This window comes from Streptomyces sp. NPDC002573, from assembly GCF_042889625.1.
Lineage (GTDB): Bacteria > Actinomycetota > Actinomycetes > Streptomycetales > Streptomycetaceae > Streptomyces > Streptomyces gibsoniae.
The window spans coordinates 86,263-107,008 of sequence record NZ_JBIARC010000031.1 but is presented as its reverse complement, the minus strand read 5'-3'; the positions used below and the strand labels follow the sequence as shown (position 1 = coordinate 107,008).

Below are 20,746 nucleotides of genomic sequence, written 5' to 3'. Positions count from 1 at the left end.
GGGCCGGATCCGCCGCTCCATCGGTCTCGCTCACCGCGTCGGCAGGACGGCATCGACGACAACCTGCCGACCTCAGCGTCCCGGCATGAACAAGTCCGCCTGACGGGCACCCGACGGGGGCGGGTCAGGGTGAAGAATTCGACACAGGCACAACTGGCTGTGGCCATCAAGGCGGCTGTCTATCCGCGATCTGAACTTGGCTCGGCAATGCCGCCCGCGGTCACTTCGGCTTTCATGTAGAGGACCTCGCGGGCCTGGTCCGCGGCGCGGGAGATGCTCTCGGCCACGAAGTCGACGAAGCGGGCGATGTTCTCGAGGCGGGCCGCAGCCGGCGTGCCGGGGCCGAGGATGCTGACGCCCTGTCGCGCGGTCTCGGCGAGTTGGGCGTTGGATCGGGCGGCAGCGATCATCCCCTGGTACCAGACGTCGTTGTCGACGACGTAGCGCTCGCGTCGGCGTTCGTCGCGCTCCCTGCGGACGAGGCCCTGGCTTTCGAGGAACGTGATGGCCTTGGAGATGGACGCCGGGCTGACCTGGAGGTGCTGGACGAGTTCGGACGCGGTGAGGCTGCCCGCATCGGAGGTGTAGAGGCAGGTCAGCACCCGGGACATCATCTTGGGCAGGCCCTGTTGCATGAGGAGGGTGGTGAACATCTCCTCGTACTCGCGCACGGCCTCGGCGTCGCGCCCGTGTGCCTGCGCGGGCGCCTGCAGTCCTCGGGGAGCGGCCTGCCTGCGCCGGTGAGCGCGACGTTCGGTGGCGCGGTGGGCCAGGTCGGCACGGTAGGCGGTGGGGCCGCCGTTCCGCATCACCTCACGCGTGATCGTCGAGGTGGGACGGTCGAGACGTCTGGCGATCTCCGCGTAGGCGAGCCCGTCGGCCACCCCCAGCGCGATCTGCTGGCGTTCCTGCTGGGTGAGCCTGCCTCCCGGCATCGCGATCTCCCTTCACGCTTCCTTGATGCTTCCATCATAGCGTTCGCGCTCACATCAATGCAACGAACAAGATCGCCGTCGTTGCGTTAAAAATAGAATCGTTGCAACGATATTTCGGCCCCTGCCAGAGCTGATACCCAAACGCCCTGCAACGAACTAGTTGCTTCATACATGAACGCAACGTAGCGTTTCTGGCACCAGAAACACGAAGTGCAGGAGGAGAGCACGATGCAGAAATTAGACACCCCCTCCCCCCACCGCTGCCGTCCTCGAAATCCCTTCGGGCCGGGCCCAGTTCGTCGCCGCCGACCGAGCCGACATCACGGCCGAAGTCCTGCCTGCAGACGCCTCAAAGGGTGCGAGGTGAAGGCGGCGGAGCAAGTCGAAGTCGCATACAGCGACCGTGGCCTGCAAATCGAGGCCCAGGCGGCGAAGAGTCAGATCCTCGGCGCTTGCGGATACATCGAGGCGCTGGACACCGGAACGGTCTGCGGCCGGATCCACAACGCGCTCAGGAACACCGACGGCACCGCCACCCTGGACATCTACGCGACCACCGCCCACGACGGCATCACCTCCCGCCGCCTCTGAAGGAGCGCCCCGCTCGTGGCCAACCCGGCCACTGCGGCCCAGGGACTGCGCAAGTCCTCACGCGACAAGGTCGTGCTCGACGGCCTCGACCTGGCCGTTCCCACAGGAACGATCTTCGCCTTGCCCGGTCCGAACGGCGTCGGCAAGACCATCGCCGTCAGAACCCTCTCCGCCCTCGTCTCCCACGACGCCGTCTCCGGCGAAATCCGCGTCAGCAGACTCGGCAGCGGCACAGCCGACCTGTACGCCACCAGAGGCAAGTCGGAGGTCAGCGTCCTCGAGGCACCGCCGTCCGGGCGGACGCGCACGCCCCGACCGCCCCAGCGCGCGACCACCTCCTCCAACCCCCCTACAGGACAAAGCGAGGGGCAAGGGCAACTCCGGCAGCGGCAGAGACGGTCGCGAAGACATACCGTCGCTCCTACGCCTGGCATCCCCTGTCCGCTGTCCGGCCCGGCCCCGCCTGGGAACATGGCGATATGACGGTCTGTGCTGTGCTCTTCGACGTGGACGGAGTCCTGCTGGACTCGGCAGCCGCTCGCCGAAAGGTCTGGAACACCTGGTCGCTGGCGCGTGGCCTGGACCCTGAAAGGGTATGGCAGCTCACCTTCGGACGCCGCCCCGAGGACACCGTCAAAGACGCTGCGATAGTGTCCCTGCTCGTGGTGTAGGCGATCAAGGCGCCGGAATCCCCAGGTCAGGGGCAGTCACTCCTCCGGGTCCGGGTTTCAACTCGCCTCAGCAGGGCACCTCGTGGGCTACCGCCTCCGCGGAGATCGTCCAGGGCCTCGTACCGGAACGCGTGACGCTTGATCCCCTACACCACGACGCGGGACACGACCGACGCTGCTGCGCATCTGGACCCAATCGTCGAACGGCAGGTGCTCGACGGACTGTTGGGCCGGGAGACGGACAGCATCCGGCCGGTGGACGGGGCCGCGGATCTGCTCAGGGAACTGTCCAGCAGTCCCTGGGCAATCGTGACCTCCGGCGACAGGGCCTTTGTCGAACCCCGTTTCGCGGCAGCGGGACTCCCCCTTCCCGTCGTGCGGGTCTACGGCGGCGACGTCGAACACGCCAAACCCGCACCGGACTGCTTCGCCCTGGCCGCGGCCCGACTCGGGGTCGCCGACTCGGCGTGTCTGGTCGTGGAGGACGCGCCGGCGGGGACACACGCAGCCGTAGCAGCCGGTTGTACCGTGATCGGCTTGACGACAACCCACCCAGAGGAATCACTCCAGCATGCACACATGCGCGCCGCGTCCTTGGCGGAGGTACGAGGTCTGCTGGTCACGCAAGGGCTTCTGACCAGTCCCTGAGGTGCTCGCTGCCGGTCTTGCCCCGGTCCACCGGGAAGCGGCCGGTGGCCGGGCCACCCTTCATCGCCCTGATGTGACTGGAGTCGACGGCGCTCGGGAGAAGTCGAGCATGCCGGCCGTCCGCAGCTCGGCGAGCAGCAGTTCATGGAGACGCTGCCACACGCCGGCCTGGTTCCAGTCCCGCAGCCGCCTTCAGCACATCGTGTCATGCCCGAGCCGAAGCCGAGCTCCTGCGGCAGGTGCAGCCACGGGACGCCTGTATAGAGCACGAAGAGGCTCCCGCTGCACCGATCAGGCCATGGCCTGGGACCGCATCCGCCCCCGGCCGACCACCCGTAGCGCGTGGATCTGCCACGAGGGCGAACCACCCTTCATCGAGGGCATGTTGGTCCGCCTGGCGGTCGACCACCTCCCCGGCGGCCAGGACCCGCTGCCCGTGTGGCTGTGGTCCTCCGCAACCGGCATGACCGGTGAAGCCGCCGCCGACCTCCGCCGCCCCTGGGAGAAGCCGGCCGAGCCCGCCCGGCTCGCCCCGGCCCGCGTCCGCCGACGGTTTCGGTACCTCGCCGCACCGCACTGCCCCACCCGCGCACCGCGGGTGACCTGCGGACATTGCCTCGCGACCGCCATCGTCATGGAGTCCGGCGGGGTGCCGCGTCCGCCGTATCAACCCACTGCAGACCGGTGGTGTGCCGCGGTGGATGAGTCCGGTATCCCCGAGGTCGAGCACGCCGTTGGGACCACGCTGACGTTGTGTGGTGTGCATATCGAGCAGCAAGGGCTGACCGGGTACGGGTACTCCTGGTCCCCGCTGAGGGCGACGGCCTGTATGACATGCCGATCGGTCGCAGCCGAGGTGGATGAGCGATGGCCCGTTGGCTGCCGCGGCCGTCTCGCCGCCTGTGCTGAAGGCGATTGAGCCTGCTGATGACCGCGAGGCGGTCAGTGCGTCTTCCGTAAGCGCGGCAGCCTCAGGCTCGCATCCTGCTTGAGGGCTCAGGCCGTGACAGTGAGTGGGCGTCCGCCCCATCGGATGCCCTTCTCGCAGCGGATGCGAGCGTGTTCGCGGCGTTGGGCGGCCAGGACGTCGGGGTGGCGGGCGTTGGCGTTGCGCCGGCGCAGGTAGGCGTGCAGGGCCCGGGTCTGCGCGGTGTGATTGCGGTGGTTTGAGTTGGCGACGGTGAACTGCCGCAGCGGTCCGAAGTACGCCTTGATCGGGTTGGCCCAGGACGCGTAGGACGGGGTGAAGCACACACGCCGTCACGCAGCCGAGCGCTCCAGCGCCTGGATCCCTGCCCGGTCCGTCTCCTCGGGCGCGCCGCCCAAGCGGTGGACCACCACCCACCGTCCGTCCTCCATCGCCCCTGCGAACACCGAGGCGTCCCGCGTGGCGCCGTTGTGCCACCACAACGGTCCCGTGGTCTGCCAGCCGGGGGCCGGCTCGCCCAACCGCCGTTCCACCAGCAGCCCTACGATGAGGTCGGCGACGGCTCGCGGTGTCGCCCACAACCCGCCCGCCGGCAGGATCGCCCCGTCCATCGTCCAGGGCCTGCGCCGGAAACCCAGCAGCCCAGGAGCCAACAGCCGCTGCTCCAGGGGCGGATGCACGGTCACCTCGGTCACACCCAGCGGATCCAGGACATAGGTGCGCAGCAGTTCCTCGTAGGCGGCCCCGCCCGCCACGGCCAGGGCCGCGCCGAGGACGGCGTATCCGAAATTGGAGTACTCCTCCTCCCCCTGGCGGGGTTGGACGACGGTGTCCAGGCTACGCACCAGCCGCAGCAGCTCCGCCTGGTCGAACGCCGCGTAAGGATCGCGCCGCCCCACACGCGGCGGCAGCCGGGGAAGCCCCGAGGTGTGCTGCGCGAGATTCAAGAGGGTGATCCCGGTTCCGGGCGGCGCCGGAAGCCACCGCTCCACCGGATCCTCGAGCCCGACCGTGCCGTCGTCCGCCATGGCCGACAGCACAGTCGCCGTGAGCGCCTTCGTCACCGAGCCGATCTCGACACAACGGTCCACCGCGTGCCCGGCGGTCGCCTCGGGCGGGCCCGCGTCGCTCAGCACACACGTCGGGATACGGCGCATCGCCGCTCCTTTCACCTGGGACACCTTCTGCAGCACCGCACGCTGGTCAAACGGGTCTTCCAGTCCGTCCGCAAGAACCCCGGTCCGTAGCGCCGACACTCCTGCCCGGTCAGACGCGCAAGGGGGATGACTCGTTCCTCCACCGACGCATGGGCGCATGAGTACCACGTGGCGCACATGCCGCCTCCGTCGGAACGGAACGTCGACACGGGGACCCCATCGCCCTCGGTGAGCAGGACCCGTCCGAAGGACCGGCCGGACGCCACGGACCCACCGCCGGACAGTACCGTTGTCGCGCCCACAGCCAAGGCCCTGACGCCGTGGGAGAAGAACTGTCTCGCTGATTACGAGGGTCTATAGATGGGGCCACCACCGTCAGCGCGCTTCATGCCGAGTCAGACGCCTGGTCGGCGTTCGTCGGGGCGCCGACGAGGGACCGCAGGGCGCGAACCAAGCGTGTGGCGTCTGTCTTGGAGAGCGGAGCGAGGAAGCGGCGCTCCATCTCCTGGCGAGGGAATTCGGCGTCGTGCAGGCGTTCCCCTCCGGCCGGCGTCAGCTGCACGATGTTCTTGCGTCGGTCCTGGGGGCTGCGGCGCCACTCGACGAGTTCCTTGTCCTCCAAAGCGTCGACGAGGGTCACCATCGTGGTGCGGTCGACGCCCCCTCGGATGCGAGACCTGACGTCAACTCCACCCTCCCCCGTGCCTTTCCGAGTCCTGAAACACACTGTCCGGCATGGGTTACACCAGCGTCGGTCTCTTCCTCGGCCTCATCCTTGCCGCCCTGTCCTGCACCGTCGCTGCACGTAGACGTCAGAGCCATCTCTCGGCGCGAATCGGATGGTTGGGCCGACTGCTCGGCTCTGCCGTCGCGCTGACGCCGCTGGGTGCCGGGGGGTGGGAGCAGGCGGAGCACGAAGGCCATGTTGGGTCGGCAGCTCATCCCGGGAGGAGGCGCGTCACCATGGCGTCGATCAGGGCGTCGAGCTGGTGTTCCGTGAGGAGTTCCGGGACGGTCAGGTCATCGACGATCAACCCCAGCATGGCCAGGTACAGCAGGACCACCCCGGTACGGTCGCCGGGCAGGCCGTGATCCAGGTGGAATCCAATGTTGGCTTCGAGCTCGGCGGTGAAGAAATCCGCCAGCTCCGAGTGGAGTTCGGGCCGCCGGGTGGCTTCCAGACGCAGTTCCAGCATGGCCAGATGGCTGCTGCGTTCGCGGCGCATGCGCTCGACGAGCTGGAGCATCAGGGTTCTGACCGGCTCGTGTGACGGCTCGGCGCTCAGGGTGTCGGCCAACTCGGACGGATCGGGGGTCAGGCGCTCACGAGTGCGTCCCATGACCTGGGCCAGCAGATCGGCGCGGTTGGCGAAGTAGTTGGACGCCGTCCCGGTGGGTACGGCGGCTTCCTTGTCGACGGCGCGCAGCGTCAGACCCCGGGAGCCCTCGCGGGCGAGGACTTCGATGGCGGCGTCGAGCAAGGCGGTGCGGCGGGCCGGGTTCTGACGCATCGACAGCTCCATGGACGATTCTCGTTGACACCACTGCATGTGCAGTACTACGTTCAAACCACTACAAGCACAGTACAGCAGCGAGGTCGCACAGACCCGACCCGCCGCGTCTTCACAGGGACGAGGGACCAGATGCGCAAGCTCACCTACTACGTCGCTGCCACCCTCGACGGCTACATCGCCGGTCCGGACGGCAGTTACGACTTCCTCCCTTTCGAGGGCGAGGTCCAGGAGGCCATTCTCGCCGAGTATCCCGAGACGATGCCGGTGCACGTCCGCGGACCGTTCGGCCTGAGCGCCACCCCTCACCGGCACTTCGACACCGTGATCATGGGCCGCGGCACGTATGAGCCGGCCCTGAAAGCAGGCATCACCAGTCCCTACACCCACCTGAAGCAGTACGTCGTCTCCCGCACCCTGGCCCCCGCCGACCCGGAGGTCGAGATCGTCGCCGACGACCCAGCCGCGCTGGTGCGCGATCTGAAAAGGCAGGGAGGCATGGACATTTGGCTGGCCGGGGGCGGCAAGCTGGCCGCCACGCTGCTCGCCGAGATCGACGAACTGATCATCAAACGCAATCCGGTCGTCATCGGCAGTGGCATCCCGCTGTTCGACGGCCCGTTCGCACCCACCGGCTTTCGACCCACCGCACGCCGCGACTTCGACTCCGGTGTCAGCATCGTCACCTACACGAGGAAATGACGTGAGTGGACTCGCCGCCCTGTCGCTACTGGCTGCCACCGTGGCCATAGGACCGGGCCGGAGGCCCTGAGCGCCCCTGCCGGTCCCCCGCTGCTCTCATGTCTGCGAGTGCGGAACGAGACGACCGCCTTTACCGTCAGTCGACTTTCCTCGGCTGCGCCGGGTGCCGGAGCGTCCGAGGACGGCGGCCAGGAGCAGTGTGGCGAGGGCGGTGAGGGTGGTGCCCTGCCGGCCGAGGGTGTTCAGCACGGGCGCGGCAAGGGCGGTGCCGATGGCTCCGATGGCGAAGTACAGCACAAGGTAGACGCTGGTCAGGCTGCCGGAGCGTCGCGGGTCGAGGGCGATGATGCGGCTCATGTTGGCGGCTTGCGCGGCGAAGCAGCCCGCGTCGAAGAGGGCGAGGCCGAGGGTGATGGTCGGCGGCGTGTTCAGACCGGTGGCGAGCAGGGCGGTTCCGGCTGCGGCGGCCAGCATGCAGGTGATGATCACAGTGGTCGGGGTGTGCCGGTCGGTGGGGCGTCCAGTGAGCGGGAGCGGGAGGACTGCGAGACCGAGGAGTCCCGCCAGGCTGTACAGGCCGATGGTCGTGGGATCGAGGGAGTGGGGCGGTTCGGCCAGGGCGAGCGTGAGGGCCACCCATATGAGGTTGAAGGCGAAGTACCAGAGCCCGCCGACGACTACCGCGCGTCGCAGTTGCGGAAACTCGCGCAGCAGTGGGGGAAGCGAAGTGAGGGCGGCGCGGTAGCTGTGGTCGGAGTGTGGGCGCTGATTGGGCAGAAGCGTTGCGGCGGCGATCGCAGCGAGCAGAGCGAGGGCGGCGAAGACGAGGAGCATCCGTCGCCAGCCGATGATGTCGGTGAGGGTTCCGCCCGCCAGGCGGCTGAGCAGGATGCCTGCCGACATCCCGGCGGCCACGGTGGCGACGGCGGTCGCGCGGCAGCCGGGCGAGGCATGGCGGCCCGCGATGCCGCTGGCTTGGGCCGCGACGCTGGCGGTCGCGCCGATGAGCAGATAGGCGGCCAGGAGCACACTCGCGCCGGTCGCGGCCGCGGCGAGGGTGAGGGCGGCGGCCAGGGCGGTGAGCTGCGCCGCGACCAGCCGGTTGGGGGCGAGGCGGTCGGTGACAGGGAGCAGGAGGGCGAAGCCCGTCATGCAGCCGGCGAGCGCGGCGGTGGGTACGAGGCCGGTCACGGAGTCAGGGACTCCGATGTCGGCTGCGACCGTGGCGAGCGCGGGCTGGACGGCATAGTTGTTCGCGATCGCCGTCCCGGCTATGCAGGCCAGCAGGAGCGCGCCGCCTCGGGGAAGGGGACGCGTCATGGCTGCGCGCCACGGGTGAGGATGACGGCGTAGCGGCATTCCGCGTTGGTGGTGTTGGCGAAGACGCGCTCCGTGGGTTCGCCCAGTTCGATGGTGTCGCCCGCGTCGAGTTCGTGGACCGTGTCGCCCTCGTGGAAGGTCAGATGGCCGTCGAGGACCCAGACGATCTGTCGTACGAAGGCGAACGCGGCGCCCGGATACGGCACTTGGGCGCCGGCGGGTAGCCGGATCTCGGCGACCTCCGCGGGGAAGCGTGGGCCGGTGATCTGGCGGCGCCGGTAGCCGGTGCCGGGGTCCTGCCATTCGGGCGTGTCGGCCGGGCGGCGCACGCCGGCCACCGCCTCTGTCGCGTCCTGCGTCCCCTCGGCAAGGGCGAGCAAGGAGGCGATGCTGAGCTGGAATGCGGCCGACAGCTTGCCGAGGACGACAGCGGTGGGGCTGCTCTCGCCCCGCTCGATCCTGCTGATCATGGCCTGGGACACCCCGGACGCGTCCGCGAGCTGAGCCAGGGTCCATCGACGGCGTTCTCGCTCGGTGCGGACTCGGGCGGCGATCTGCCCGACCAGAGGATCTACTATGTTGGACATAAATCCAATATACGAAAGAAACTCGGTGACCGTGACGGTGCGCCGCGCGCAGCTGGGCGACGCGGAGGCGGTCCGCGCGATCCGCAACGATGCGATCGAGCAGTCGACGGCCCTGCGGATGCAGACCCCGCGGTCCCCCGCCGCGGGAGTCGCCTGGCTGACAGCCCACTTGGAGCGCGAATCGGCGTTCGTGGCCGAGGCGGAGGGCGAGGTGGCCGGGTTCGCGGTCTACGGCCCGTGGCGGGAACTGGACGAATACCGCCACACGGTCGAGGACTCGGTCTACGTCCGTGAAGGCCGGCATGGGCTGGGTGTCGGCTCCGCGCTGCTCGACGCCCTCATCGCCTCGGCGCGCGAGGCCGGACATCACGTCATGATCGCCGACATCGAGGCCGAGAACGCTGCGTCCATCCGGCTGCACCAACGGTTCGGTTTCCACCACGTCGGAACAGTGCGGGAGGTCGGAACCAAGTTCGGCCGCTGGCTCGACCTGACGATCATGCGGCTGCCCCTCGTCTGAACCGCCGAGGCCGGAGCCGATGTCAGTGGCGGCTGCGATGCTGGCGGCATGACCCCTTGGAACCTGCTGGACATCGACAGAGCTCTGCGCGTGAGTTGGGCCGCCGACACCTGTTCTCCGGACGACCTCGCTCGTGCCGGCTGGCAGCCCGGCAATCCGGCGTGGGGTCACTGTGACATCACGGCTCTGATCGTGAACGACATCTTCGGTGGCGACCTCATGGTCGGAGAGGTCCACTGCGGCGGAATGCAGCACGGATTTCACTGGTGGAATCGGCTGCCCAGCGGTCTGGAGCTGGACCTCACGCGTGAGCGGTTCCAGGATGGCCAGACTGTCACCGCAGCCCGTGTCGTCAAACGTCCGCCGGGACCTCTGCCCCGGCGCCGGGAGGAGTACCTCCTCCTGCGCGAGCGCGTCCTCAAACATCTCGGTCACCTCCCGGATTCGGCTCGCGAGGGGGGATGACCAGACAGCCGCCGCAGGCGCGGCGTCACTCCTCGCTGAACTGCCGCTGGAGGCTGCGTGTGAGGTGCTCCGCCATGGCTTCGGCGGCGCGGTCGGGCTTGCGGCGGAGTATCGCGCGTACGACACGTTCGTGCTCCGCCAGTGTGGGGTCGTCGGCGCTCCCGACGCTTCTGAGGCGAAAGACATGCAGATGCGAGTGGAGCCGCTCCACCGCATCGGCGAGCAGCGGACGTTGCGAGGCCACTGCGATCGCGTCGTGAAAGCGCTGGTCGAGAGCGGCGAAGTCGCGGTAGTCCGCGTATCGCCCTGTCGGCCCCGGATGCGTCTGCATCTCCTCCACGAGCCGCTCGAGGGAGTCGAGCTGCTCCTCAGTGGCATTGATGGCGGCGAGCGCTGCTGCTCGCGGTTCCAGGAGGAGGCGCATCTCAAAGAGCTCCTCAAGGCCCTGGCGGGTCAGCAACTCGGTCGCCCGGTACCCGGAGAGCGACCTTTTCACCACAAGTCCGTCGGACTCGAGCCGGGCCAGTGCCTCGCGGACGGGCGTGGGCGAGACACCCAGAGCGCGCGACAGCGCCTCGATCCCCACGCGTGCGCCAGGGGCGATCTCATGGTCCATGACCATGGCCTTGATCTGCTCGTAGACGCTGTCCGAAAGGACCTGGCGACCAGGGCCGGCGGTTTGGCTTCTTCCCTCGGACTCCGGGGCCCCGGCAGAGGAACTGTCATGCGGTGGCATCCGTTCTCCTGCTCCTGTTGCTCCGGGGGCGTCGGGACGAGAGCAGTTTACCGACGTGAGAGCCCTGCCCCGTGGCCTCTCCGTCGCGGTGAAACCTGCCGCAGGCGTCCGCGGCCTCAGGGCACGCGCAGCCGGTAGGCGTTCACGGCCGTGCCGCCGAAAACGCGGGCCCGTTCGTCCACGCTGATCCCGACCGTCAGGGCACGGGCCGCATCGAGCACCTCCCCGTAGTCGGCGGCCACCGTGCGCACGGGCCAGTCGGAGCCGTACATGACCCGGTCCGGTCCGAAGGCGTCGAGAACCGTCTCGGCGAAAGGACGCAGGTCGTCGACCGTCCATCCGTGCCAGTCGGCCTCCGTGACAAGGCCGGACAGCTTGCAGAAGATGTTGGGTTCGGCCGCCAGGGCCCGCAGTTCCGTAGCCCACCGTTCGAGCGCGCCCGACGCGATGGCGGGTTTGCCGATGTGATCCAGGACGAAACTGAGACCCGGAAGACGGCGAGCCGCGGCGGTGGCCGCGGGCAGTTGGTGCGGGCGGACCACAAGGTCGTAGGTCAGGCCGGCGTCGGCCACCGCGGACAGAGCCCGCAGGACATCCTCCCGTACCAGCCACCGCGGGTCGGATTCCGACTGCACCTGGTGCCGAATGCCCACCAGCCGTCCGCCACCCGGCAGTTCACGCAGCCTGGCCAGTGTGTCCGTCACATCGGGGGCTGTCAGACCGGTCCATCCGACCACACCGGCGACCAGCGGGTCGGACGCCGCCTGCGCCAGCATCTCGGGGGTCTCCTCCGGGACCGTCACGGTCTGTACCATCACGGTCGCGGCGACCCCGGCCCGGTTGGTCAGCGGACGGAAATCGGACAGCGAGAAGGTCCTGCGCAGCGGCGCGAGTTCGGGGCCGGTGATCCATTCCTGGTCCCGTACGGCCAGGTCCCACACATGGTGGTGGGCATCGACGAGCGGCGTCTCACTCATGCGGCTCGCTTCTCCATCTCCATCTCCGTCGCCATCCCTTCTCCGATCCGTCCTCGACGATGGGGACATCAGGGCATGAGGAAGACCTGCTCCATCGACGCCCACCACTCCCCCGGTGCCGCCTGCTCCACCGGCTGCTGGCAGGGTGCGGTGAGCCGCCACCACGCCTGTGTCGCCTCGTCGGTGGCCATGCGGGCCATGTCCGCGGCCAGATCGTCACCGTGGTACTCGAAGTAGCCCAACAGCAGGTCGCCGAGCAGGTGGATCGAGTAGTTCCCGATGTGGCAGTCCCGCAGTGTGTCCAGCACCGGCTGGGGCACGTCGCGGTGCAGGTCTCGGTATGTCTCCAACTGCTCCGGGCGGACCCTGATCACCTGCGCCACACGCCTCATTCCGCGTCCTCCGCTTCCCCCTCGTTCCCAGCGTCCTCCGGGCTCTGCGGGCTCTGCCGGCTCTGCGGGTTCTCCGCCGCGGTCACTGCCGACAGCGCACGGTCGTGGATGATGCGGATGATCCGGCCGCTCATCCGGTCGTAGTCACGGTCGTTGTCGACCTCGCCGCGGATGCGGCGGTCGGCCATGACCAGCACACGGTCCGCCAGCGTGATCATCTCGGTGAGGTCGCTGCTGATCAGCAGGATCGGCAGACCTCCGCGGGCGAGCTCCCAGAGCAGTTCGTGAAAGCTGTGTTTGGTACGTACGTCGACACCCACGGTCGGCTCGTCGACGACCAGCAGCCGGGTGTCGGCCGCGAGCCACTTCGCGAGACTCACTTTCTGCTGGTTGCCCCCGGACAGTTCACCCGCGTTCTGATCGAGGTCCGAGACACGGATGTCGAGGCGTTCGACCAGGTCCTGCGCAACGTTCCGTTCCTCGGCGGCGGAGATGAACCCGAGGGCCCTCGCCAGCCTCTTCCACACGGTGACCGTGATGTTCCGATGGACCGGCTGTTCGAGGAAGACGCCCTCTTCCTTGCGGTTCTCGGTCAGGTAGCCGATGCCGAACTCGTGCAGCGCCTGGCGCGGCGAGGCGATCCGGGCCGGCTTGCCGTTCACCCTGATCTCGCCGCCGGTGACCCGATCGAGGCCCAGAACGGCCTTGACCAGTTCACTGCGTCCGGCGCCGACGAGTCCGTAGAGACCGACGATCTCACCGGGCCGCACCTCCAGGGAGATGTCCTGGTGACCGTCGGCAGTGGAGATCCGATCGAGTGCGAGCACCGGGGCGGCCGTACGGGCCGGGGTGCGCGGCCGCATCTCGGTCGCCGTATGGGCGCGGCCCACCATCAGGTTCACGATGTCGTCGTGCGTGTGGTCGGCGAGCGGTGAGGACTCCAGCACGGACCTGCCGTCGCGCAGCACGGTGACGGTGTCGCAGACGGCGAAGACCTCTTCCAGCTTGTGGCTCACGAAGACGACGCACGTGTCACGGGCCGTCAGCCGCCGGACGACGTCGAAGAGGCGCTCGGCCTCCTGCGGGGACAGCGAGGCGGTCGGCTCGTCGAGCAACAGCACCTCGCTCTCGGTGTGGAGTGCCTTCGCGATCTCCACCAACTGCTGCTGGGCCACTGACAGTTCACGGACCGGACGCAGCGGATCAAGGTCCAGACCCAGTTCCGCCAGGCAGCGCAGGGCGGGTGCGTTCATGGCCTCCCGGGCGACGAGCCCGCGGCGCGAGGGAGGGCTCTGCAGTGTGATGTTCTCCGCCACCGAGAAGTCGGGTATGAGGTTGCGTTCCTGGTGGACGACGCCGATGCCGGTCCGGGTGGCCTCCAGCGGCGAGCGCAGCTGGACCTCCTGGCCGCGCCGGGTGAGCCGGCCGCCGTCGGGGGTGTGGACGCCGGTCAGCACCTTGATCAAGGTGGACTTCCCCGCACCGTTCTCACCCAGCAGCGCGTGCACGGAGCCGGCCGTCAGGCGCAGGCCGACGCCGTCCAGGGCCCGTACTCCGGGGAAGACCTTGACCATCTCCCGGCCTTCGAGAAGAACGTCGCTCATCGCGCACCTTTCGTGTCCGGAAGGATGTCGCTCATCGGGCACCTCCCGTGTTCGGCAGGGCGGCGTCGGGCGTCGGGCCCGGGCCGATCGGCGCCGGCGGGGTGCTCCCTCGTCCCTCGCGCCCCTTGCCCTTCTTCTCGACGTGGGTCTGGTGGATGCGGCCGCCGACCACCGTGCCGAGCACGACCAGGCCGATGAGGAAGTTCACCCAGCTGGGGTCGAGCGAGAACTGGGCGCGCGCGGCGTCGATGAGCCGCATGACGAACGCCGCCAGCACCGTGCCGAACACCGCGACGGATCCTCCGCTCAGCGCGACACCTCCGATGATGGGAGCGGCGAAGCTCGGCAGCAGCCAGTCTCCGCCGACGCTGCGGTTGACGCCGGGCAGCGACGCCGTCGCGGTCATGGCGGCGACGCCGACCAGGAGGCCGGACAGCGTGTGGGCGAGTACGATCTGCCGGTCGGTGGAGATGCCCGACAGTCTTGCCGCCAGCGGGTTGCCGCCTGCCGCGAGGAGCCGGCGACCGGCGGTCGCGCGGTACAGGAACGCGGCCATCAGGGCCGCCGCGGCGAGCGCCGTGAGAAACACCAGCGGGAGGTTCAGCGGGGCGGCCCGGCCCAGGTGCTTGAGGGTCGGTGAGTAGCCGTCGATGGTTCGCGTGCCGGCCAGCCGGTACTGGGCTCCCAGCAGGATGGTCATCGTTCCGAGCGTGACGATGAATCCGTTGATCCGTGTCGCCACGATGAACACACCGGTCACCAGACCGACCAGCGTCGCCGCGAGGGCGCCCGCCGCTACGGCGATCGGTGCCGGGACCCCGTCGTCAGCCATCAGGACACCCGTCAGACAGGCCGTGAAGCCGCCCAGGGCACCGACCGCGAGGTTGAGCTGTCCGACGCACAGAGCGGTCATCTGGGCCAGTCCGATGAGGATGGGCGTGGCCAGGTACTGCAGGAAGGTCCGTACCGACGGGCCCTGGAAGAACTCGCCCGACGAGGCCACTCCCAGGGCGAGGTATCCGGCCAGGGTCACGCACAGCAGTGTCATGGTCGTGGAGCGGGAGAAGCGGCGCAGGGCCGCGCCGGTGCGGGCTGCGCGGTCGTTGCTGGTGATCACGTGGAGCGCACCACCTTGCGATAGGACACGACGGTGCGTACCCGGTCGGCCGACAGGGCCAGCAGAAGGACGCAGCCGAGGTAGATGTTCAGGCTCTCCAGGCCGACGCCGAGCAGATCCAGGCCCTTGCGGATCACGCCGACCAGCGATGTGCCCAGCAGGACGCCGAGTACGGAGACGACGCCGCCGGTGAGGAGGGTGCCGCCGAGGACGGCGCCGAGGAAGGAGGGCAGCATGAAGTCCTCGCCGATGGAGGCGCGGAAGGTGCCGGTGCTGACGGCGGCCATGAAGCCGGCGAGCGCGGCGAGCAGTCCGGAGAGGGTGTGCGCGAGGATCACGCGGCGGCCGGTGGGGATGCCCGACAGCTCCGCGGCCGCCGGGTTGGCGCCGGTCAGCAGCAGTTCTCGGCCCATACGGGTGCGGGAGTAGAGGAAGCCCAGGCCGCCTAGGGCCAGGACCGTGAACTGGGCCAGCTGCGGGACGGCCGGGGACCCGCAGACGCGGCCGACGCAGATGTCGGCGAGCGAGGTGGAGCGCAGGTCCATGAGCCCGTCCGGCTGTGTGGTGAAGGCCGCGTTCTCGGTCAGCGCCGAGTAGAGCAGGGAGACCAGTCCCAGCAGGGCGAAGTCCATGGCCAGGGTGACGACGAAGGAGCTCACGCCGGTACGGGCGATGATCCAGCCGGTCAGGGCGCCGATGACGGCGCCGACGAACAGACAGACGAGTAGCCCGAGTTGAAGCGGCAGACCGAGGCGGTCGTAACCGAGGCCCGCGAAGAGGGCGCCGAAGGCCGCCATCCGGCCGACGGCGAGGTTCATGTGTCCCACGGAGAGGACCACCATCTGGGCGAGCGCCACCACGGTCAGCGTGGAGATGTCCCTCAGCAGGGGGAACAGTACGAGCCGCTGGTCGAGCAACGCGGGCTGTAGGACGCCGAACAGTGCGGCGAGCGCGACGGTGAGCACCAGCAGACCGAGCCGCTGGTTCACCCAGAACGGCAGCCGCTGCGCGGGCCGCGGTTCGGTCTCCGCCCCGTCGGCCCGGCTGTCGTTCTCCGGTGTCACGGCGGGTGCCTTCATGCCACCCTCCTGTTGTCGACGGCGTCCATGTCCCAGTCGATCCCGATGCCCGGCACGTCCGGTGCCACGGCGCATCCGTCGCGGACCGTCAGTTCGGTGCGGGTCACGGCTCTCAGCTGCGGGATGTACTCGACGAACATGCCGTTGGGCACCGCGGCGGCCAGGCTGACATGCAGTTCCATCAGGAAGTGCGGGCAGACCATGGCGTTGTGGCTCTCCGCCGTGTGCGCGACCTTGAGCCACGGTGTGATGCCGCCGATCCGTGCGGCGTCGACCTGGATGACGGAGGCGGCGCCCGACTCCAGGTATCCGCGGAACTGCATGGCGGAGTACAGGGATTCGCCGACGGCGACGGGAATCCTGGTCGCGGCCGCCAGGCGGGCGTGTCCGCTGACGTCGTCGGCCGGGAGGGGCTCTTCGAGCCAGTACGGTCCGTGGGGTTCGAGTGCGGCCGCGAGGCGGAGTGCCGAGGAGAGGGTCTGCGACTGGTTGGCGTCGGTCATGATGTGCATCGACGGACCGACGGCCTCGCGGACGGCGCGCAATCGCTCGACGTCCTCGGCCACGTGGGGCTTGCCCACCTTGACCTTGACGCCCGCCCACCCTGCCTTCCGGGCCTCCAGTGCGGATCGGATCAGTTCGTCGGTGCTCAGGTGGAGCCAGCCGCCTTCGGTGTCGTAGAGCGGGACTTCCTGGCGGTGGCCGCCGGCCAGCCGCCACAGCGGTTCGCCGGCGCGCCTGCACCGCAGGTCCCACAGCGCGGTGTCCACGGCGGCGAGGGCGAGGGAGGTGATGGCTCCGGTGGTGGTGGCCCGCGTCGTGGCGAACAGCCGCTGCCACAGGGCTTCGACGTTGCGGGCGTCCGCTCCGGCGAGGAGAGGCAGCAGGTGCTCCCGGAGCAGGGCCAGGACGGACGATCCGCCGGTGCCGATCGTGTAGGCGTAGCCGGTTCCCCTCAGGCCGTCCGCGGTGGTGATCCCGACAAGGATCGTCTCCTGCTTGACGAAGGTCTGCACGGCGTCCGTGCGGTCCTTCTCCACCGCGATGTCGGCGAGCAGTGCCGTGGCGGTCGTGATGATGGTCATCGTGCGAGGCCCGCTTTCCGTAGTGCCGTCGGCGGTCACGCGCAGACGAGGAAGGTGTCTGCGAACTGCTTCTTGAGCTGCTCGGTCTTCGCCTTCCTGGCCGAGTCGTAGGTGCCCACGTTCGCCTGGGTGACCACGAACGAGCCGGAGTCGATGATCTGGCCCGGGTGGCGCATGGTGCACTGCCGCGTCTGCAGCAGCGCCAGCGCCCAGGTCCCCACCTCGGCCTGCCCCACGGGGTTCTGCACCACGGTGGCGGCGACAGAGCCGTCCCTGATCGCGCTGAGGATCTTGGCGTCGTCGTCGATGGCGACGACCTTGGCCTTGGATCCGGAGCTCTTGACGGCGTCGGCGGCTGCGACGGCGGGGTTGTAGGCGGTGGTGACGATGCCCTGGATCTGGTTGCCCTTCGCCGCGAGCAGGTCGGAGACCGCTTTCTGCGCGGTCTGCAGGTCCTTGTCGACGTCGGTGACGGTCTGCAGCAGCCTCACCTTGCCGCCGGTCTCCTTCACCGCCCTGGACACGCCCTTGATGCGCAGCTGCGTGTTGGCGTCCACGTTGTTGCCGGTGAGGTGGACGAGCGTGCCCTTGCCGCCCATGGCGTCGATCGCGGCCTTGGCCGCCTTGTAGGCGGCGACCTCCACGTCCGTGGACAGGCAGAAGTCGGCCTTGTCGGTGCCGCCGGCCGGGCAGGAGGCGAGCGAGGCCACGGCGAAGCCCTGTGACTTGAGGTCCGTGAAGGTGGTGTTGATGTCGGTGGGCGAGACCCCGAAGATCCCGAACGCGTTGTAACCGCGGGCCGCCAGCGTGGAGAGCAGGTTGTCCTGCTTCTGCTGGTCCCATTCGGAGGTCTCGTCGAAGGTCACGTCCCCGAGGCCGTACTTCTTCTTCGCTGCGGCCCCCGCCGTCTTCCACGGCTGGAAGTACGGGTGGGCGCCGCCGGGCACAAGGGCCACCTTGGTGCCCGATCCGTCGGCCAACTCAGCCGTTCCCGTACCGGACTTGCCGGACGCGGGGGCCTGGGCCCGGACGCCGGACGGCGCGCCGGAGGACTTGATGGTGCAGGCCGCCGAGCCCGCCATGAGCACAGCGGCTGCGACGACTCCTGACAGAACGGAACGGGTCGGGGGACGCATCTCCACCACTCCCCAGAATCAAATAGGAAATCGGTAGGGCGATGTTCAGTCAGGCACCGCCCCGCGTCAACCCCCTGAACCGCACCTTCGATGACGATCGCTCGGATATTGCAGGTCAGGGCACAGTTTGACGGTCACTCACATATGCTATGCGACACCGGAATCCGGTCACGCTGATCCGCCGGCCGGTCGCTACCGGTTCAGATCAGGGCCGGAATCATATAGGAAACTGGTGTCTCACAGAGGGTCGGTGCCGTCGGCCGCCACGTCGTCGACCCTGATCAGGTGCAGGGACGTGCTGGACCAGTCACCGGCCGGCAGCTCGGGCGTGATCCCGTATCCGGTGAGTACGGACGCATGGTGCACGGCGCCGCTTGCGGCGTCCCGGTAGCGCGCGGCGGGGTCCAGGCCGGCGAGCCTGAGGGCGGAGCGCGGCGTGCCGTGGCGGGGTGCCCGCTGCCACACCAGCAAGAAGACCTCCCGGCCGTCGGCGGTGGTGTACTGCACGGCGGTCGGCCCGTCGTCCACGGGACCGCGCAGTCGGTGCTGGGTGCCGTGCTGCACGATGTGCCGGACCCTCTTGTACTCCGCCACCAGTTCCGCGCCCTGGGCGAGTTCCTCCGGTGTCCAGCGCGCGAGGTCGCCGCCCACCGCGAGGACCCCCGCCATCGCGACATGGAAGCGGTAACGAAGCGGCACCGAGCGGCCGGTGAGCTGGTTGGGCACGTCCGTCACCCAGGCCGCCATCACCCGGGCCGGATAGATCTGGCCGAAGCCGTGCTGGATGGAGACCCGGTCCGCCGCGTCGGTGTTGTCGGACGGCCAGGCTTGGTCCGTACGGGAGAGGATGCCCAGGTCGACGCGGCCGCCGCCACCGCTGCACGCCTCGATGCGCAGCCCGGGGTGGTCAGCACGCAACCGGTCCATGACGGCGTAGACGTTGTGCACGTATCGCGTCCACAGCACGTCCTGGCCGTCCTCGCGGGCGGGCCAGCCGGCCTCGCTGAAGGCGCGGTTCATGTCCCACTTGAGGAAGTCGATCCCGTTGTCCGCGACCAACCGGGTCAGCCATCCGTACGCCCACTCGGCGACGTCGTCACGCGCGAAGTTGAGCACCAGTTGGTTGCGCAGTTCGGTGCGGGTGCGGTGCGGGAAGTGCAACACCCAGTCGGGGTGCGCCCGGTAGAGGTCGCTGTCCGGGTTGACCATCTCGGGCTCCACCCACAGACCGAACCGCATGCCGAGCCGGTGGACCTCGTCGGCGAGCGGGCCCAGCCCCCGCGGGAACCGCTCGGCGGCCGGGGTCCAGTCACCGAGTCCGGCGGTGTCGTCGCGGCGGCCACCGAACCAGCCGTCGTCGACGACGTAGAGTTCCACCCCGAGCTCGGCTGCCCGGACCGCGAGCTCCTGCTGACCGGCCTCGTCGACGTCGAAGCCGGTGGCCTCCCAGGAGTTGAACAGCACGGGGCGCGTCTCGTCGGGGTAGGGGAGCACATGGCCTCGGACGTATCCGTGCCAGCCGCGGCTCGCCGCGCCGAAGCCGCCGTCGGTGTACAGGGCCGCGAAGCGCGGGGTCGTGTACTCCTCCCCGGGGCAGAGGGGCAGTTCCGCTCCGTCCTGCCCCGCTCCGCCCGTGAAGGACGTACGTCCGTCGGGCGTGCGCTGCACGATGAGGTGCCAGCTTCCGCTCCAGGCCAGGGCCGCGCTCCACACCTCGCCCCGGTCCTCGGTGGCCCCGCCCGCGTCCAGCATCAGCCACGGGTTCGCGTGGTGGCTGGTGATGCCGCGCCGGCTGGTGAGCACGGTCTCGCCGTGCGGCACCGGCTCCCGGTGCAGCAGGCTCTCCGCCGACCACTGGCCCGTGACATGGCTGATCCGGTAGTCGTCGCGCAGCGGAAGCGTCCAGGCGGCCGAGTCCGCGCGCAGCAGCGCCATCGGCTGCCGCCCGGTGTTGCGCAGCACGGTCCAGCGCTCGATGACGTCCGTGTCGTCGTGCACCCGGTAGTGGAGCGTGACCGTCAGCGGGTAGTGGCGGTCACGGAACTCAAGGGCGAGCCCCGTCGTTCCCGGTGCCGGTTCGCTGATCCGGTGGCTCAGGTGGGCCCACTCGAAGGCCCGGGTGCCGTCGGCGAACCGCACCCGCAGGGACGGCGCTCCGTACCGGGCCCCGCCGTCGACCGGCAGCTCCTCGCCGGCCGGGGAGCGGCCCTCGAAGCTGCTGACCTCCCCGGCCGGGAGAGGTACGAGCTGACCGGCCGCGGCAAGGGTCAGCCGAGGTCCCCAGGCGAGGTGACAGGGCGCTCCCGTGGGGTCGATCCACAGCGCGTACGACGTGCGCGCGGTCGAGAGCAGCCAGACGCCTGAGGTGGGGTCGAAGGAGATGGCAGACATGGATCCTCACGTTGGGAGAGCGCAGCACAGGAGCAGTGCGCAGCCAACCCTGCCTTTGATCAGGTGTCAACGCCTGTCCTCGCGCTACGTTTCACAGGTTTGTCCTGGTCAACGCATACTCTTGGAAAGGAGTGTGCTTTATTTATTGACAGCAAAAAAGAACCTCCCTAAGTTTCCGGCCATGTGCCCGGCCC

At 69.1% G+C, this 20,746-nt stretch carries 22 protein-coding genes and 3 pseudogenes; 8 read left to right on the top strand and 17 right to left on the bottom strand.

All coding sequences use genetic code 11. The features are described from left to right. Positions 1–179: 179 nt before the first annotated feature. Positions 180–935 carry a helix-turn-helix domain-containing protein gene (locus tag ACFYX0_RS27050; protein ID WP_388973837.1) on the bottom strand — a complete coding sequence of 252 codons (756 nt, stop codon included), beginning with the start codon at positions 933–935 and terminating at the stop codon, positions 180–182. A 363-nt stretch (positions 936–1,298) separates the two neighbouring features. Between ACFYX0_RS27050 and ACFYX0_RS27045 the strand changes: the two genes are divergently transcribed. From ACFYX0_RS27045 to ACFYX0_RS27030, 4 genes are all read left to right on the top strand, one after another. Further along, the gene (locus tag ACFYX0_RS27045; RefSeq protein ID WP_388973836.1) at positions 1,299–1,526 is read left to right on the top strand and encodes a hypothetical protein; all 228 of its coding nucleotides are present in this window, start codon (positions 1,299–1,301) and stop codon (positions 1,524–1,526) included. A 15-nt stretch (positions 1,527–1,541) separates the two neighbouring features. Further along, entirely contained in the window at positions 1,542–2,009 is a 468-nt protein-coding gene (locus ACFYX0_RS27040; RefSeq protein WP_388973834.1) for an ATP-binding cassette domain-containing protein, read from the top strand. Continuing rightward, positions 2,006–2,197, top strand: a complete 192-nt coding sequence (locus ACFYX0_RS27035; RefSeq protein ID WP_388973832.1) for a hypothetical protein — start codon at positions 2,006–2,008, stop codon at positions 2,195–2,197. Before ACFYX0_RS27040 ends, ACFYX0_RS27035 begins: the two co-directional genes overlap by 4 nt. A 138-nt stretch (positions 2,198–2,335) precedes the next feature. Continuing rightward, positions 2,336–2,845 carry an HAD family hydrolase gene (locus tag ACFYX0_RS27030; RefSeq protein ID WP_388973830.1) on the top strand — a complete coding sequence of 170 codons (510 nt, stop codon included), beginning with the start codon at positions 2,336–2,338 and terminating at the stop codon, positions 2,843–2,845. A 1-nt stretch (position 2,846) separates the two neighbouring features. Here ACFYX0_RS27030 and ACFYX0_RS27025 read toward each other — a convergent pair. Then, positions 2,847–3,129 (bottom strand): annotated as a pseudogene (locus tag ACFYX0_RS27025) (transposase); the annotation flags it as partial. A 2-nt stretch (positions 3,130–3,131) separates the two neighbouring features. Between ACFYX0_RS27025 and ACFYX0_RS27020 the strand changes: the two are divergent. Further along, positions 3,132–3,443: pseudogene (locus ACFYX0_RS27020) on the top strand (transposase); the annotation flags it as partial. Between the two features lie 398 nt (positions 3,444–3,841). Here ACFYX0_RS27020 and ACFYX0_RS27015 read toward each other — a convergent pair. From ACFYX0_RS27015 to ACFYX0_RS27000, 4 genes and pseudogenes are all read right to left on the bottom strand, one after another. After that, positions 3,842–4,099, bottom strand: a pseudogene (locus ACFYX0_RS27015) (IS630 family transposase); the annotation flags it as partial. 6 nt (positions 4,100–4,105) lie between these two features. Continuing rightward, the gene (locus ACFYX0_RS27010; RefSeq protein WP_388973828.1) at positions 4,106–4,930 is read right to left on the bottom strand and encodes a serine hydrolase domain-containing protein; all 825 of its coding nucleotides are present in this window, start codon (positions 4,928–4,930) and stop codon (positions 4,106–4,108) included. Between the two features lie 385 nt (positions 4,931–5,315). Then, entirely contained in the window at positions 5,316–5,657 is a 342-nt protein-coding gene (locus ACFYX0_RS27005) for a MarR family winged helix-turn-helix transcriptional regulator (RefSeq protein ID WP_388973827.1), read from the bottom strand. Between the two features lie 211 nt (positions 5,658–5,868). Next, the gene (locus ACFYX0_RS27000) at positions 5,869–6,441 is read right to left on the bottom strand and encodes a TetR/AcrR family transcriptional regulator (RefSeq protein ID WP_388973825.1); all 573 of its coding nucleotides are present in this window, start codon (positions 6,439–6,441) and stop codon (positions 5,869–5,871) included. Positions 6,442–6,573: 132 nt separating this feature from the next. On the opposite strand from ACFYX0_RS27000, the gene ACFYX0_RS26995 reads away from it, so the two are divergent. Continuing rightward, on the top strand, positions 6,574–7,143 hold the full coding sequence (locus ACFYX0_RS26995; protein ID WP_388973823.1) for a dihydrofolate reductase family protein: 570 nt from the start codon (positions 6,574–6,576) through the stop codon (positions 7,141–7,143). Between the two features lie 96 nt (positions 7,144–7,239). Here the strand turns inward: ACFYX0_RS26995 and ACFYX0_RS26990 are convergent, their stop codons facing one another. Further along, complete coding sequence (locus ACFYX0_RS26990; RefSeq protein WP_388973821.1) at positions 7,240–8,463, bottom strand: MFS transporter; 1,224 nt, start codon at positions 8,461–8,463, stop codon at positions 7,240–7,242. Continuing rightward, positions 8,460–9,050 (bottom strand): helix-turn-helix domain-containing protein, encoded by a 591-nt coding sequence (locus tag ACFYX0_RS26985; protein ID WP_388973819.1) that lies wholly within the window; start codon positions 9,048–9,050, stop codon positions 8,460–8,462. Before ACFYX0_RS26985 ends, ACFYX0_RS26990 begins: the two co-directional genes overlap by 4 nt. Positions 9,051–9,081: 31 nt before the next feature. Between ACFYX0_RS26985 and ACFYX0_RS26980 the strand changes: the two genes are divergently transcribed. Then, entirely contained in the window at positions 9,082–9,570 is a 489-nt protein-coding gene (locus tag ACFYX0_RS26980; protein ID WP_388973853.1) for a GNAT family N-acetyltransferase, read from the top strand. A gap of 48 nt (positions 9,571–9,618) precedes the next feature. Further along, the gene (locus ACFYX0_RS26975) at positions 9,619–10,035 is read left to right on the top strand and encodes a hypothetical protein (protein ID WP_388973817.1); all 417 of its coding nucleotides are present in this window, start codon (positions 9,619–9,621) and stop codon (positions 10,033–10,035) included. A gap of 25 nt (positions 10,036–10,060) precedes the next feature. Here the strand turns inward: ACFYX0_RS26975 and ACFYX0_RS26970 are convergent, their stop codons facing one another. From ACFYX0_RS26970 to ACFYX0_RS26930, 9 genes are all read right to left on the bottom strand, one after another. After that, positions 10,061–10,771: a GntR family transcriptional regulator gene (locus tag ACFYX0_RS26970; protein WP_355921105.1), complete on the bottom strand. Its 711-nt coding sequence runs from the start codon at positions 10,769–10,771 to the stop codon at positions 10,061–10,063. 116 nt (positions 10,772–10,887) lie between these two features. Then, positions 10,888–11,748: an amidohydrolase family protein gene (locus ACFYX0_RS26965; RefSeq protein WP_388973816.1), complete on the bottom strand. Its 861-nt coding sequence runs from the start codon at positions 11,746–11,748 to the stop codon at positions 10,888–10,890. Positions 11,749–11,816: 68 nt separating this feature from the next. Beyond that, positions 11,817–12,140, bottom strand: coding sequence for an L-rhamnose mutarotase (locus ACFYX0_RS26960; protein WP_355921111.1), 324 nt, complete (start codon positions 12,138–12,140; stop codon positions 11,817–11,819). Further along, positions 12,137–13,744, bottom strand: a complete 1,608-nt coding sequence (locus ACFYX0_RS26955; RefSeq protein WP_388973815.1) for a sugar ABC transporter ATP-binding protein — start codon at positions 13,742–13,744, stop codon at positions 12,137–12,139. The genes ACFYX0_RS26960 and ACFYX0_RS26955 overlap by 4 nt, the downstream gene beginning before the upstream one ends. A gap of 31 nt (positions 13,745–13,775) precedes the next feature. Next, positions 13,776–14,861: an ABC transporter permease gene (locus tag ACFYX0_RS26950; protein ID WP_388973813.1), complete on the bottom strand. Its 1,086-nt coding sequence runs from the start codon at positions 14,859–14,861 to the stop codon at positions 13,776–13,778. After that, positions 14,858–15,940 carry an ABC transporter permease gene (locus tag ACFYX0_RS26945; RefSeq protein WP_388973811.1) on the bottom strand — a complete coding sequence of 361 codons (1,083 nt, stop codon included), beginning with the start codon at positions 15,938–15,940 and terminating at the stop codon, positions 14,858–14,860. The genes ACFYX0_RS26950 and ACFYX0_RS26945 overlap by 4 nt, the downstream gene beginning before the upstream one ends. Then, positions 15,937–17,025: a mandelate racemase/muconate lactonizing enzyme family protein gene (locus ACFYX0_RS26940; protein WP_388973809.1), complete on the bottom strand. Its 1,089-nt coding sequence runs from the start codon at positions 17,023–17,025 to the stop codon at positions 15,937–15,939. The genes ACFYX0_RS26945 and ACFYX0_RS26940 overlap by 4 nt, the downstream gene beginning before the upstream one ends. Positions 17,026–17,060: 35 nt before the next feature. Further along, the gene (locus ACFYX0_RS26935; RefSeq protein WP_388973807.1) at positions 17,061–18,161 is read right to left on the bottom strand and encodes a substrate-binding domain-containing protein; all 1,101 of its coding nucleotides are present in this window, start codon (positions 18,159–18,161) and stop codon (positions 17,061–17,063) included. 237 nt (positions 18,162–18,398) lie between these two features. Further along, positions 18,399–20,552 (bottom strand): alpha-galactosidase, encoded by a 2,154-nt coding sequence (locus ACFYX0_RS26930; RefSeq protein ID WP_388973805.1) that lies wholly within the window; start codon positions 20,550–20,552, stop codon positions 18,399–18,401. Positions 20,553–20,746: the final 194 nt, after the last annotated feature.

Bases quoted from the DNA above. Each gene is read 5' to 3' on its own strand.
- ACFYX0_RS27050 (WP_388973837.1), bottom strand. From the start codon at position 935: ATGCCGGGAGGCAGGCTCACCCAGCAGGAACGCCAGCAGATCGCGCTG.
- ACFYX0_RS27035 (WP_388973832.1), top strand. From the start codon at position 2,006: ATGACGGTCTGTGCTGTGCTCTTCGACGTGGACGGAGTCCTGCTGGAC.
- ACFYX0_RS27010 (WP_388973828.1), bottom strand. From the start codon at position 4,930: ATGCGCCGTATCCCGACGTGTGTGCTGAGCGACGCGGGCCCGCCCGAG.
- ACFYX0_RS27000 (WP_388973825.1), bottom strand. From the start codon at position 6,441: ATGCGTCAGAACCCGGCCCGCCGCACCGCCTTGCTCGACGCCGCCATC.
- ACFYX0_RS26995 (WP_388973823.1), top strand. From the start codon at position 6,574: ATGCGCAAGCTCACCTACTACGTCGCTGCCACCCTCGACGGCTACATC.
- ACFYX0_RS26990 (WP_388973821.1), bottom strand. From the start codon at position 8,463: ATGACGCGTCCCCTTCCCCGAGGCGGCGCGCTCCTGCTGGCCTGCATA.
- ACFYX0_RS26985 (WP_388973819.1), bottom strand. From the start codon at position 9,050: ATGTCCAACATAGTAGATCCTCTGGTCGGGCAGATCGCCGCCCGAGTC.
- ACFYX0_RS26975 (WP_388973817.1), top strand. From the start codon at position 9,619: ATGACCCCTTGGAACCTGCTGGACATCGACAGAGCTCTGCGCGTGAGT.
- ACFYX0_RS26970 (WP_355921105.1), bottom strand. From the start codon at position 10,771: ATGCCACCGCATGACAGTTCCTCTGCCGGGGCCCCGGAGTCCGAGGGA.
- ACFYX0_RS26965 (WP_388973816.1), bottom strand. From the start codon at position 11,748: ATGAGTGAGACGCCGCTCGTCGATGCCCACCACCATGTGTGGGACCTG.
- ACFYX0_RS26960 (WP_355921111.1), bottom strand. From the start codon at position 12,140: ATGAGGCGTGTGGCGCAGGTGATCAGGGTCCGCCCGGAGCAGTTGGAG.
- ACFYX0_RS26955 (WP_388973815.1), bottom strand. From the start codon at position 13,744: ATGAGCGACGTTCTTCTCGAAGGCCGGGAGATGGTCAAGGTCTTCCCC.
- ACFYX0_RS26945 (WP_388973811.1), bottom strand. From the start codon at position 15,940: ATGAAGGCACCCGCCGTGACACCGGAGAACGACAGCCGGGCCGACGGG.
- ACFYX0_RS26940 (WP_388973809.1), bottom strand. From the start codon at position 17,025: ATGACCATCATCACGACCGCCACGGCACTGCTCGCCGACATCGCGGTG.
- ACFYX0_RS26935 (WP_388973807.1), bottom strand. From the start codon at position 18,161: ATGCGTCCCCCGACCCGTTCCGTTCTGTCAGGAGTCGTCGCAGCCGCT.
- ACFYX0_RS26930 (WP_388973805.1), bottom strand. From the start codon at position 20,552: ATGTCTGCCATCTCCTTCGACCCCACCTCAGGCGTCTGGCTGCTCTCG.